Raw genomic sequence first — 13,476 nt, 5'->3', positions numbered from 1 at the left:
CGTTCCCAACTTCTTCTTTTCCCAGTATGTATCGCTTGTTCTTTACCAATAGTAGCATGTAGGTCTTCCATCGACGCTATTCTTTGAAGCATTCCCTGCCTATTCTTCTTTGCATGGGTAATTCTAGCATGTAGAGAAGAGTTTGGGGTTATAGTAAGATAGCTTGTATCGGTGGACATAGATCTAAGAGTTTCTTTACTGGAGTTACTTATCGAGCTATTGAAACTGCTCATTTCTTTTTGTTCTTTTAGTTTTTGATAAGTCTTCGTACGAAAGAATTTGTGGATCGGGTATACGAACTTTTTCACTGTTCTCTCCTCCTGTTGAATCGGTTATTTTATTAGGGATTTTGTTTATTTTTTGCATTTTCGAGTAGTGTTTGTTCTTGTTGTCTATAAGCTTCTGCTAGTTGTTTTTTAAACTTTCGTTGATGTTTTCGGTGACGTTGCCCTTTCAAATACTTCATAAAGGCACGAAGGATCACAATAAATAAGTACATAGCAAAAAAGGCTGAAAAACCATACCGCAGAATATAGAGGAAAAAGTAAGTATAGGATTCTGCTAAATGATTCATGTGTGGTAATCCATCTTGATAAAATAAGAATGCCAGAAGTAGATCCATTTATTTTCTCCTATAAGTAATAAAAAAGAGGCTGTATCGCTATACTACCTCCCCTAGTTTAGTTACGTTTATCTGTATTTTTTGTATTGGCCTTGTTTTGTCGTCATTTTTCCTGATGATTTTTTATTTGCTGGTCCACTTGCTGTCATTTTTTTACTAAGTAACAGTGTGACAATAATGATTACTGCGAGTCCGCCTAAAATAAACACTAAATGATTGGATAAATAGTCAGAGAATCGTTTGAATAGATCAGTCTGTGCTACGATACCTGATTTGATTGTTTGTTGCCAAAAGGTTTCCATATAATGCCTCCTAGTTTGAGTTGAGAATAGTAATTTGGTTTCACATCTTAAAGCATAATATAAAAATAAACCAAGCGACTAACACTTTTTTCTAAGTCAGGAAAAAGTATTTTTTTAATTTTGGTCATCATTTTTGAGGTCAAAAAACAATAGGATTTGTTAGTTCTAAGCAATATGGCACCGAATTGTATCCCTGACAGTAAAAAAGCCACAGACCCATTTTTTTGCTTCGGGGTCTGCAACTTCTATTGCTTTGATTTAAACGCTCTTTAAAGAAAGTATCACATAATTAGTCTTTATGTTCTTTTTTTGAAGTCAATTCTTCAAATTTTTCTTTGACTTCATCTGTCAGTTTCTCTACTTCTTTTTCGAAACGATTAGGCTTTGTTGGTTCATCTTCTTCTACAGCATTTGATCCAGATAATGCTACTTCTTTTTCTTCGCCGGAGTTTGTACCAGATAATGCTTCTTGTTTTTCTTCTGTTTCGCCAGAATTCGTTCCAGCCAATGCTACTTCATCATCTGTTTTAGGCGCCATTGAACCTCTCAGACGTTTTCCCTTTTCCCCATTGTAATTTGTCATAGTTCTACCTCCTAGTCTTTCTTTTCTTTATAGTACATAAGAATAAAATAACTGTCAAAATATGTGAATAGAAAAGGGTTTCTTTTCTTACTTTTTTAAAATCAGCAATCAGGATGTTTCTTTTTTCTATAAAAAACAATCCGAAAAATCTGCGTAGCATTTGTAACATCTTAACTGATTTTATTTTTTTGTGACCGGCAGAGAAAAGTTCTGTACATATCGCTATTTCTTCCTACAGACATTTTCATAGGATTTCGGAAATTCCAAAAAAATAACGAACAATACAAAAAACGCATTGTTCGTTTTTCCTCCAATTTCTCAAACCTAAACGATTTTTGTCTCGACCTCATTTTCTGTGTTTGATTGTGAGTATTAGAAAGGTTCCTTTTTATTCGCTGATTAAGAAACAAAATTTGGCATCAGTGAGTGCTTTTTTCATTTTCCTGAATTTCTTTGATTCCTTCTTCCAAGATGTTCATTTGAAGTAAGGTTTCTTCGTCTTTTATGATTTTTTCTGCACCATTGATCAATGTTTCATAGATGCCTTCGTATACACGGCTGTAGTCACCAATCTCTGAAATGACTTTTTCTTCATGGTAGGTTCCTTCGCCATCTATATAAGTCAAAGTGCCGTAGTGTTGAGGTAAATCGATCCCAAAGTCTTGATTGTCAGGCATATAGAACATTTTTAAATGTTCTTCCTGACGATCCTTTGTTTGTTTGACGAACATGCCTTTTTTTCCATAGACGACAAAACTAGGACGCTCCTTGATTCGGAAATAACTGGATTTGACTGAAATTTTCATCGTACCATAATAAAAATCAAGGTCGAAATAATCATTCATACGTCCTTTACCCAATAATTGACGAACATCATAGTGGATCGTATCTGGTTCACCAAAGTAAGAAATGACTTGATCTACTGTATGACACGCATGGCCATAAAGATAACTATTCGCTGTTGAAAATTCAGTAGTATTTTCTGGGATTTCTGGTCTGAAATAATCATAATGCATTTCGATTTCTAAGATGTCACCAAGTTTTCCGCTTTCGATCACTTTTTGAACCGTGAGAAAATCGGAATCGAAGCGGCGATTTTGATAGCACTGGATGAATAGCCCTTTCTCCTTCGCTAACGCAAATAATTCTTTTGCTTCTTTTGACGTCTCTGCAAATGGTTTTTCGACTAATACGTTTTTGCCTTTTTCAAGAGCCATTTTTCCGTACTCATAGTGGAATTGACTAGGCGTAGTAATAACGACCAATTGAATCTCGGGATCATCCCAAAGATCAGATAGCTGATTTGTATATTCAATATCGTCAAATGTTTCCCAAACTGGTTTTGATGGGGAAAAGATTTTTTTGATCTTGATCTTATCGGTTAGTTTTCGTGAAAATGGCAGATGGTAACGATTGGTACTTTTTCCATTACCTAAATATGCGATTGTTAGCATAATTATCCCTCCTTAGTAGATACTGTCAGTATACAAGGAAATCGCAAGCGTTGGTTGTTTTCAGGACAAACAGGTAAAAATGTTCAGCAACTCAGGAAAATCTCTTCGTACAGTGACAAATATGTTTAGTCGCACATTTTTGATTTAGATAGTCAAACACATGGATTTTCAGTATGATAGAGTTGGAAGGTGATTGAAATGTTAATTGAAGATAAATTGATTCGCCAAGATACATTTACAACAACGGAGAAACGGATTGCTGATTATTTACAAGCAAATTTTGAAGCTGCCGTCTATATGACTATCGAGGAACTAGCTAAAGCAACCTATACTTCTCATTCAGCCATCATTCGGCTATGTAAAAAATTAGGATTTACCGGTTTTAAAGAATTTCGCTTGGAATTAGGGCGTGAGGTCCATCAATTACTAGCGCAATTTGATCAAACGATCGATGCGAATTTCCCTTTCTCTGAGCAAGATGACGGAGCAACGATTGCGAAAAAAATGGCTGAATTATCGATTCAGGCTGTGAAGAAGGCACAGCTACAAATTGAAGATCAGCCATTAGATACAATTGCGGAAAAATTGACACAGGCGAAGCGGATTTTTGTCTTTGCCAAAGGAGATTCCCAGATCACTGCAAGGAAATTCCAAAATAAATTGGTCAAACTAAATAAGTTCTTGATCTTGGCTGAAGAATATAGTGATTCGTCTTGGAATGCTGCGAATCTAACTAAAGAAGATTGTGCTGTTTTTATTAGTTATAGTGGAAGAATCCACCACTATGAGAAAATCATGTCCTACTTGAAATATGTAGGAACACCCACCCTTCTTCTGACAGGAAACGAGCATTCTGAAATGGCAAAAAAGGCGAGCATGTGTCTCGTGATCTCTCAAGGGGAGCTGGATTTTGTGAAAGTCGCTACTTTTTCTTCCCAGATTGCTTTTGATTATGTTTTAAATACGCTATATTCGATCATGTATGCCCAAAATTATACGGCGAATGTTTTAAACTTGAAAGAAAAGCAACAATTGATCCAAAATGGGTTATTGAAGGAGTACCGTCAATAAAAAACTAGCTCCCGCTTGTCTTAGAAGTGATAAAAACCACTTGCCAATCAGCAGAAGCTAGTTTTCGTTTTATTTTTGTTGCTCGTTTCTTTGGATCAACTGCGCAATCAGCGAACCTAAAAAATGATAGCCAAGTTGTGATGGATGTAATCCGTCTGATTGTAAATAGATCGTTGGATCAGTGAAAGAACGTTCATGCTGATAGAAGTCAATAAACTCGCTAGCGGTTTGCTCCGCTACTTTTTTAGCTAGTTGGGTGTATTCCACTAGGATAACTGGATCTGTCTGAGTTTTAATCTTTTCATCTACATAACTTGGTCCTACTAAGATGATCCGACTGTCTTTAAAACGATCTATGATGTCCAACAGATTTTCTTGAAATGCTTTTTTGTTTTTACGATCGTTGATTGCATCATTGATGCCGATGTTCAAAACGACATAATCAGCGGTTAATTCTTGGTCAATCTGTGTCAATCGTTCCAAAGCACTAGTCGTAGAATCACCTCTTTTTCCTAGATTGGTTATAGTAAAATCTGGTAACCCTAACGCACGCAGCGTGTTCAAAAGCTGCTGATCTAAGGCGTGTATGACTTCTCCTTCAAAAAGTCCTGCAGCGATGCTATCGCCAAATATAATGATTTTTTTCATTTGTGTCATCCCTTTTCTTTTATACACTTCAATCTTAGCACCCTACATAAAAAAGGAAAACTCTAAAGGGTAAAGTATAAAAAGATTTTATCCTTCGATCAAATTATCTGATCGATAGCTGTTAAGCACGATAGCAGACTCGGAATGTTTCACAATAGAGGATTTCTTTTTCCGTAAAGGTCAGCCCATAGGTATGGAACACCTCTTGAAAATAGTTCAGATGGGCATAGCGCCATTGCGCAAGACTACGATCGTCTTCACCCTCAAGGTAAGCAAAATCGGCTGGAACATCACAAAAAGCGATTTCGTCTACAGTTATTGTTTGGATGACTGCCTTGGGTTGGCTCTTGCCATCCAGGATGATACTGTATTCTTTTTCCTTGGGAAGTGGTTCATCGTCGTAGTCAAATAACTTTTTGGCAGAACAGGTTCCAGTCTTTTTCCCCTCCAACACTAAGGCAAGTAAACTATCTGCCATCGACGGATTGCTCCCGAAAGCCCATACCTCATATGTGCTGTCTTTAGCTTCAGGATGCATCGTTACAAATTTTTCCCATAATTCGAGTACTTCCATGTTAGTCTCCCATCTATTCCATGGTTTTATTCATAGAATCATTTGATGTAATAGATATAAGGTTCTTTTTTGGTTCTTTGAATGACTACTTTATTGTTTTGTCGTTTCAATCGGAACTGTTTGTCTTTAGGATGTCTGATGGATGCGCGGATTCTCCCACCATTATCAAAAAGAATAGCATATTTTCCGCCTGATAGCATTTCATTCACTTGTCCTTCTTCATTTGGTGTCACGTTGATTTTCGAAGGCTTCTTTTTGTTCAAGCTTTGTATCGTAATTGACTGGATTGTTTCGTTTTGTAGTTGGAAAGACAAAGGATATTTAGTGTGACGAATCACTTGGTTCCCCCAGATACGATAGCCGAGATAAGTGATTAGTCCAACAATAAGTAAAAGTGTTCCAATCAATAGTAATAAAAAGAGCTGTTGCTGGTTTTGTACTTTTTTGGTTGCATTTTCTGCTTGTTCTGGAGAATAAGGGATCCGGTGTCCGCGAACCAATAGTCGATGGCTATTGATCATATAAGGCGTACAAGTCAAGAGTGTAACAAGATCCTTGTCCGGTTCGATCCTCAAATCGTCTGTATCTGTTGGTTCGACGGTCTTGATCTGATCGACTTGATATGCGTGGATACTTTTGTTGATTTCAATCAAGAAGGTATCTCCAAGTACTAATTTCGGTAAGTCAGTGAATAATTTTGCTTGGGGTAATCCTCTATGACTTGAAAGAACTGCGTGGGTGCTTTTCCCGCCTGTTGGATAGGAGGTACCTTCAAGCAATGATGCACCTTTTTCCAGAAGTACTGCACTAGTCTGATCAAAAATAGGTAACCGAACATTGATTTTAGGGATCGTCAAGATTCCCAATGTATGTTTTTGCAAATAGGTATCATCTGCTTTTTCTGGTTGCTCTTTTGTCTTTTCAAAAGGATCTGCTCCCGGGTTATTGCCTTCTTTTGCTAATTGTCGGTTTTTTTCTTCCATTTTCTTTTGGATTTGTGTCATCTTTTCTTTGTTTTCTGAGGCTGCTTGTTTCTGATAATGACTGATTACTTGTTGATCCAAATAATTATTCAACGCATCACTGACAAAAGGATAGGCTAATGCAAGAATACCTCCGAGTAACACTAGAAGCATGAGACAATCCCAGAATCTTCTCTTTTTCTTATTCATACTTCTCTCCTTTCGTTTATAAAAATCTGTAGCATGAAAAATCTCTTTTCTTTTATCTAAAAAATCTGAATAAATAACGGTAATAGAAGTATTCATTTCGTAAATAAGCCAGAAATCTCAAAAATTTGAAAAAACAAATTTCTTGATTTCTGGCTTATTTAGTGGAGTCTGGGACAAATCTAAAAATCAGTTTTGCTACAGACACTAATTCCGAATAAACGGTGTCCAAAAGTCAGGTTTTTCGAAATTTCCGAAAAACCTGACTTTTGTCTTGACTTCCTTTCAAGAATTCGATTAATAACTTTTTCTTCTTGTGAAGTAGATACCTGCAATTACAAGAAGTACCGCACCGATACCGATATAAAGGTAGATCCCTTTGCCACCAGTTGAAGGAAGTGTTCCTTTGTGTTTGTTAGGCACTTTTTCTGGTGAAACCAGTTCTCCAGTTGTTTGGTAAGATGAGTCGTTTACATCAAATGAGATGCGGTTCGTCAACGGTACATAATTTTCAGGTGCTTTTATTTCTTCAAGATAATACGTTCCGTATTTCAAACCAGTAACATCGATCAAACCATCTTTTTTCGTAGTGAAAACTGTTGCTTGATCTTTTGCCGTTGTCCAGCTGACTGCTTTTGTTTGAGGGTCGATCACTAAATAGTTTGCACTATCTGAATCTTGATCTCTGACAACGAATTCTGCATCAGCTAAAGGTTCATCAGCAGAAACATCTCCATCGATCTTAACAAACCGTTTTCCACCAGTTACGACATCCACTGTTGGTGGTGTTTTGTCTTCAGTGTGTCCATTGTCTACATTTGCTTCATTGGTAAATCCTTTTGTTGGATCAGCTTGTTCATTCAAATGCATGAAATAAGTGAATTTCAATGTAGCTCCTGGTGTCAAAGAAGGAATATAAGCTGGGTCCACTGCGACTGTAAAGCCGTTTCCTTGTTCTGTTACAGTATAGTGTGATTGATCGATGATCGTGTTGCCATCATATAAGACGTATCCAGTTTTACCAGTTGGTGTGTTACTGAAGGTCAAAGCAGCATCATGGGTATCGACTAAATTGAATTTAGTATATTTATTTGCTGTTCCTTCTTTATCGGCAATCCCTTGTGGAATATTGACAGAGATCTCATATTGGATATCTTCTCCGATAGCAACATCCTTTCCATCTAGTTGAGGCGTTGTTTTTTCGACGTGTGACGTATCATTTTTTATGGTTTTTTCAACAGGTGTTTGACTTTCTTCGATAATCTCAAATGGCGTTTTTGTTTGATTGTCAATCAACGCTGCGTTATCTGGTGCTTTGACTTCTTCCAAAATGTAAGAACCTACTTCTAGGCTATCTACTGTCAACTTCCCTTTATCTGTTGCCACTTCAGTGAAGTCTGTACTACCGATATCATAGGCGTTTCCAGTCACGAAATGTTTTGCAGCATTCTTATCCGTAGTCCAAGTGTAAAGGCCGTCTTTTACGCCTTCGATATATTTCACTACGGCCCCTTCTGTTTTAGAAATAATGAATTCTGCGCCGTTCAATGCTTCATTTTCAGCTGTCCCGATTTTTTTGACAACTAACGTACCGTCACTAGTTACTGTATTTTTAGGATAGACATGCACTGTGTTCAATTCTTCTGTCCCATATTTATAAGAACCGTCTGATTGTTTGATCATTTCATAAACTGGGAAAGCAATCACCATGTTTGTTGCTCGGATGACCCCAGCTTTTGGCTGTTCTTTGATGACGTATACGGCATCTTTTCCGTTTTGTGTTTTTGGTAAAGACAAAGTAAGATTTCCTGCTGCATCTGTTACACCTGTCGCAATTGGATTACCAGGCGTCAAAGACTGCACCGCTTGTTTCGCGTCATCTACTGATTCTCCATTGTTGCGGTGATCGTAAAACTCTGTTGTGACATCATAAACTGAAAATGTCACATCACCCAATCCTTGATAATGATCAAACTCGCTCATTTCTTTCCCTGTGTTTTGGATCAGCGAGTCTGGTAGATCGGTCATTTTTTTCTTATGGATGATGACTTGTGCTGACGTGTCAGCTGCATAAACATCTGCTCCGCTAAACCAACTTGCTAGGATCGGAACGATCAACAATAATGCACTTATTACAATTCTCTTTTTCATTTTTTCACTCCTATTTTTCTTTTGATAAGCATACTTACAACGAATAAAATCATACCAAGCCCTACGACAAACCATAGTGTTCTTCGTTGTTCATTTGTTTTAGGCAAGAATCCTGTTCCCTTTTCTTTTTTATTTATAACTTTTAAAGGGGCTGTTTCTTTTCCAGATTGCTGATAGCTGTATTTGGTTACCTCGAAAGGAATCGGAGATTTATTTAAGATATATCCAACTGGTGATTGGACCTCTTCTAACTGATAGTTTCCATAAGCAAATCCAATGATCGAAAATTTCCCATCTTTATCAGAAGTGATCGTAGTAGCTTCTTCACGTTTCGTTGTCCATGTGGTATGTCCACTTTTGCGAGATAGATAGTTTTCCTCACTATTTTTTACGATAAAAGTGGCACCAGCTAAACCTATTTGATTTTCGTTGGCTACTTTGATGAAATGTTTACCGCCTGTGTAGACAACAGCTTTGTCAATGTATGAAGAAGAACCAACGTCTAATTTTCCTTCATTATTGATTGCTTCATCTGGAATTGCTTTATCGTTCAAACACATCTGGTACGTGAGTTTGAGTGCTTTTCCAACGTATTTCTGTAAGAATGTAAGATCAAAATCGACCGTAAATCCATTTGATTCTGTGTGTAAGCGATAGCCTTCTGTCATTTTCTGGCCGTTGATAGAAAGACGGATTGTTTCAGGTAGAAGTGTCAACGCGGCATCTCCTTGATCGCTGATTTTGAATCTGCTGTAATCGAGAAGATTCACAGGTATAGTCGTATTCAATGAATAATTGATCTTGTCACCTATCGCAAAATCACGTTTGCCTTCTTCAACTTTTTTTTCAAAAGGTGGTGCTGGATAGGTATTTTCTTCATTTTTAGGATATAAATGAATGGTTGCCAATTCTTGGTTGTCTGCATCATTGATCGGTAGAGCAACAACAAGGTTGGCTGCTTTTTCTTTGACTATTTCTGGTGCTTTCACTTCTTCAAAGAGATAGACACTATCACGCCCTTGGTTGTCTTTGATTGGCAGTTGGAAATTAGCAATACCATCTTCATTTCCCACTGTCTGGGTCACTTGTTCTGCTATTTGGTTACCTGTGCTAGCACCTTGAGCAGCAATTTTTTGTTGCGCGTCTTCCACGCTCATTCCGTCTCTTCTCAGTTGATAGAACGCATCAGTCACGTCATAAGCGGCGAAGGTCACATCATTCAATCCTCGATAGTTCTGTAAAAAAGTTTGCTCCTGTCCGGTGTTTAGTTGAGTCTCTGGTAATTTTCCATTTTCAAAAAGTAATTTATGCAGAGTGAATTGAACAGTGCGTGTTTCACTCTGTGCCTGGTTCTCCTTTGGGAAACTAAAGAGACAGAATGGAATCAAACAAAGAACGAGCCATTTTAGTTTTTTCATTTCATCACGCCCTTTCCGTGATTTCTCATGAAGAGATAAACACCTGAAAGACCTAGAGCAATAAGTCCTATTAGATAGATGCCAAGGCGGCCGGAGCCACCAGTTTCAGGTAGCGGTACTTTTGCTTGGTTCGTGACATCTAAGCTGATTTGATTATGTTGTTCTCCATCAACTAAGACATTCTTCACTGCAGTGCCATCGATCATTACTGTACCATCTTCTTGGATCACGACTTTCACACTCTGTTTCAGTCCTTGATAGCCTTCTGGCGTGTATGTTTCTGTCAAGATATACGTACCTGGCTGTAGATTTTCGAATAGGAAGGTGTCTGTTGGTTGTCCATCTTTTGGCAATTCGATATCCACACCATTACCTTGTAAACGAAATTTTGCTCCAGGTAATACTTTTCCATTGTCTTCTTTTTTGTGAACGGTCAAGTCAAAGGGTTTTAAGTGATTTTCATGTGTTAATGTCCACTGATCTGCTGTTTCAACATTGTTTCCGTCATAGTGGATCTCCCCATATTTATCGATCGTAAACATATAGTTACCAGGAATCGTATCATAGCCTTCTGGTCCTTTGGTTTCTACGATTCGATATTCTCCAGGATCACTAGCGCTGAATAAGGCCAACCCGGCAGCATCTGTCTCTTTTGTGGCTATTGTCTGGTAGTTTCCTGTGCTTGTTTTTTTCTGTAAATCAAAAGTTGCCTTTGCTAGATTGACTTGTTTTCCTTCTTGGATCGTATACTTGCGAATGCCTATCGGGATCTTTTTGAACTGGTTCGTGACCGTAAGTGTAATCGTATTGTCTTTGATCGACGTGTCTTTATTATCAATGGTCACCTTTCCTTCATCGGATACATTGATCGTCCAAGTCTGTTTCTGAGACAACTCATGACCTTGTGGGGCTTTTAGTTCGGTCAAAGTATAGGTTTCTCCTTTGTCTAACCGTGCGTTGTCTGGTAAAGAATAAGTGCCGTCATGGTTATCTTTCAGTGTTACATCAAGTGTCCCACCCTTCAATTGAAAAACAGCCCCTTCTAGAGGTTGTTCACCTGAAGATGATTGTTTGATTACTTTCAAGTTCAATGGTGTAAACTGTTTGATGTTTTTCCAAGTCGTGTTGTTCAGCATATCTGAGGTATAACCAGGTACATCAAGTTCCGCGATAGCTTGGTAAGTAAAATCTTTCCCTTGATTGTTGTACTTTGGTAAGAACAGGTTTTCTTGATAGCCAGCTCCGCTTGTTTCAGAAAGTTGGGTGACATCATTTCGTGTCCATGTATCCCCTGTGTCACTAGCTGGTTTATTCAATTGGATAAAGCCTGTTTGCCAACTGTTGGGATCAATCGTTTGGGTTCGTTTCACTTCATACGTTACATGATCTGGTCGACTACTTTTATCATGGTCGAATTCTTCCCATTGTTTCGTAAAGTTTAGTTTGACGCCAGGTGCTTTCGCTGAAGGAATACCAAATTCTGCTATCTCGCTTGAATCAGATAATGGTTGGAACGTTGTGGTTCCATTGATCTGATACCAATAATCTGGCTTGAAGTTTTTACTTTCTGTTTGGATACGTACTTGGTAATGGATTTGGATCTCTTGGTCTTTACCTAAATAGATTTGATTACTTTTGATAGTCGTACCATCCATTTGGATCGATGGCGTCACTGTCAGTTGTTTACTTCCTACACTTTTTACGCTTAACGTATTGGGTTGATACACAAATGGTTGAGCAATTGGATCTGTCACTGCACCATTAACGACTGTGCCGGATATTTGGACCGCTTTTTTAGCTAGATAATCAGAAATATCTGATGCATGATCTGCGGATTCATAATAAAGTGTGCCATTTTGGTCACTTGAGACCATTTGTCTCATTTTGGCTTCTACTTGTGCTTTGGAAAGGTTCGCTTGAGTGTCACTTTGCAACTGGATACCTAAGCCGTGGATCTCAATTCCGCGTTGTTTCAGTGCCATTGCTTCACCGATCGTGGCGATGAATGTACTATTGATCGGTTTTCGATTGCCGTTTTGGTCATCGACATTATAGGTTTTAGAAATTCTAGAGGTGCTTCCAGAACCTTCCTCATTGTTTGAAAATTCTGTACCATAATAGCTGCCATCTGATTCTGTAAATACTTTTTGGTTTTTATATGAATAAGTTGGCACACCATCAGTCAGCAAAACAATGACCTTTTTATGACCGTTCGGAGTAGATAGCATGGTTCCCGCATCTCGCAATGCTTTTTGTGTGAATGTCCCTCCACTAGTACTGGAAGGTGTCACAGATTTCACTTGATCTTTGACTGAATCAAATGGCCCCATTGGAACAGAACCGTTATTGTACCCGTCGCTTGAATAGCCGATATAGCCCATGCTGATTTTATCTGTGATGCCGCTATTGCTTAATGTGTCTACGAAACGATTGACGCCATCACGGACTTCACCGATCCGATTGTTGTTATTCATACTGCCTGACCAGTCAACAACTAAGGCGATATCTAAAGGTGTTGTTTCTTTTTGGACATTCCCTCGGACGTTCAAGTAAACATCAAAGAGCCCTGGAGTAGTTGTTTCTTCCGCAAATTTACGAACAGCATAATCAGCTTCGTTACCTGTTCCGCCATATTCAATGTATGAATTGGTTTTATTTGTTGGGTCGCCATCCCATGTTTTTACACCATCCCATTGGTCACTGGCATTTCTATTTCCTTGATGATTCAAAACATCAGTGTTGCCCGCTGGCTGCCAACTAGCTGTTGGATAAGTTCCTTGAGCGTCTGTTGTATAATCTGCGTGGATAGTTTGATTCACTCTTAGGGGTGCGCCATTTGCGGCTAGAGTTGGCAAACTGAAAGGTTTGACAGCTGGAGAGTGATTCGTTTCCTGTGAATCTGTTGCAGTCGTTTCCTTTGTGGCAGATTCTGTAGAAGAACTAGGTGCAGAATTGGCATCACTAGTTGTTGTCTTCGCTGCCTCTTCTCCTTGTGTTAACGGTGTAATTGGTATTTTTTTGTCATCTACCAAGAGTTCATTTGCTTTGTTTGTATATGATTTTTCGTCGATTTTTAAGGATAAACGAATAGACTGACGAATATGTGGCTCGATTTGTAGCGTGATTCCTTGACTGTCTACATGGTACGAATAGCCCTCTTCTTTCGTAGGATCTGTGAGAGATAAATAATTCGTTCCTAGACCAATTGTTTTTTCTTGTTTTTCCGCCGTCTGATTATTTACATTTACTTCCAAATCCAAATAATGGCTGTTTTCATTCTCAGTTGTGATTTTAGCTGATGCTATATCAAAGGCAGTTGATACTTCAGCCATCGCAGCAACAGGAATAAAATAAGAGAAAACTAATGAAAATAGCACACAAATTATCCCTAACCTCTTTTTTAAAGTAATCATTCTTCCCCTCCTAATTTAATTTTTCATCTACTCCAATGTAAAAACGATGAGATTAAAATAAATAATTGCTC

The 13,476-nt window shown here is 38.2% G+C and carries 10 protein-coding genes and 1 pseudogene; 1 reads left to right on the top strand and 10 read right to left on the bottom strand.

Annotation, left to right across the window (positions count from 1 at the left end):
* Positions 1–340 precede the first annotated feature (340 nt).
* The 4 genes from FGQ66_RS05950 to FGQ66_RS05935 form a co-directional block, all read right to left on the bottom strand.
* Positions 341–622 carry a hypothetical protein gene (locus tag FGQ66_RS05950; RefSeq protein WP_138302006.1) on the bottom strand — a complete coding sequence of 94 codons (282 nt, stop codon included), beginning with the start codon at positions 620–622 and terminating at the stop codon, positions 341–343.
* Positions 623–690: 68 nt separating this feature from the next.
* Complete coding sequence (locus FGQ66_RS05945; RefSeq protein ID WP_138302005.1) at positions 691–924, bottom strand: hypothetical protein; 234 nt, start codon at positions 922–924, stop codon at positions 691–693.
* A gap of 289 nt (positions 925–1,213) precedes the next feature.
* On the bottom strand, positions 1,214–1,507 hold the full coding sequence (locus FGQ66_RS05940) for an rRNA processing protein (RefSeq protein ID WP_138302004.1): 294 nt from the start codon (positions 1,505–1,507) through the stop codon (positions 1,214–1,216).
* A gap of 419 nt (positions 1,508–1,926) precedes the next feature.
* Entirely contained in the window at positions 1,927–2,961 is a 1,035-nt protein-coding gene (locus tag FGQ66_RS05935) for a Gfo/Idh/MocA family oxidoreductase (protein WP_005877732.1), read from the bottom strand.
* A 198-nt stretch (positions 2,962–3,159) separates the two neighbouring features.
* Here FGQ66_RS05935 and FGQ66_RS05930 point away from each other — a divergent pair, with 198 nt between their 5' ends.
* Positions 3,160–4,032 carry a MurR/RpiR family transcriptional regulator gene (locus tag FGQ66_RS05930; RefSeq protein ID WP_138302003.1) on the top strand — a complete coding sequence of 291 codons (873 nt, stop codon included), beginning with the start codon at positions 3,160–3,162 and terminating at the stop codon, positions 4,030–4,032.
* A 69-nt stretch (positions 4,033–4,101) separates the two neighbouring features.
* On the opposite strand, the gene FGQ66_RS05925 is transcribed toward FGQ66_RS05930, so the two are convergent.
* The 6 genes and pseudogenes from FGQ66_RS05925 to FGQ66_RS05900 all read right to left on the bottom strand — a co-directional run bounded on the left by FGQ66_RS05925 (position 4,102) and on the right by FGQ66_RS05900 (position 13,405).
* Positions 4,102–4,680, bottom strand: a complete 579-nt coding sequence (locus FGQ66_RS05925) for an SGNH/GDSL hydrolase family protein (protein ID WP_138302002.1) — start codon at positions 4,678–4,680, stop codon at positions 4,102–4,104.
* 121 nt (positions 4,681–4,801) lie between these two features.
* Positions 4,802–5,254 carry an ASCH domain-containing protein gene (locus FGQ66_RS05920; protein WP_073490767.1) on the bottom strand — a complete coding sequence of 151 codons (453 nt, stop codon included), beginning with the start codon at positions 5,252–5,254 and terminating at the stop codon, positions 4,802–4,804.
* Positions 5,255–5,726: 472 nt separating this feature from the next.
* Positions 5,727–6,426 (bottom strand): annotated as a pseudogene (locus FGQ66_RS05915) (class C sortase); the annotation flags it as partial.
* A gap of 294 nt (positions 6,427–6,720) precedes the next feature.
* The gene (locus FGQ66_RS05910; RefSeq protein WP_138302001.1) at positions 6,721–8,574 is read right to left on the bottom strand and encodes a SpaH/EbpB family LPXTG-anchored major pilin; all 1,854 of its coding nucleotides are present in this window, start codon (positions 8,572–8,574) and stop codon (positions 6,721–6,723) included.
* A complete protein-coding gene (locus tag FGQ66_RS05905; protein WP_138302000.1) occupies positions 8,571–9,992 on the bottom strand; it encodes a SpaH/EbpB family LPXTG-anchored major pilin in 1,422 nt (473 codons plus the stop codon). The genes FGQ66_RS05910 and FGQ66_RS05905 overlap by 4 nt, the downstream gene beginning before the upstream one ends.
* A complete protein-coding gene (locus tag FGQ66_RS05900) occupies positions 9,989–13,405 on the bottom strand; it encodes a SpaA isopeptide-forming pilin-related protein (RefSeq protein ID WP_171024577.1) in 3,417 nt (1,138 codons plus the stop codon). The genes FGQ66_RS05905 and FGQ66_RS05900 overlap by 4 nt, the downstream gene beginning before the upstream one ends.
* Positions 13,406–13,476 lie beyond the last annotated feature (71 nt).

This window comes from Enterococcus sp. BSD2780061688st2 D3 (genome assembly GCF_005844145.1).
Taxonomy (GTDB): Bacteria; Bacillota; Bacilli; order Lactobacillales; family Enterococcaceae; genus Enterococcus_B; species Enterococcus_B durans.
The sequence above is the reverse complement of the archived record's forward strand: the minus strand, read 5'-3'. Positions and strand labels throughout refer to the sequence as shown.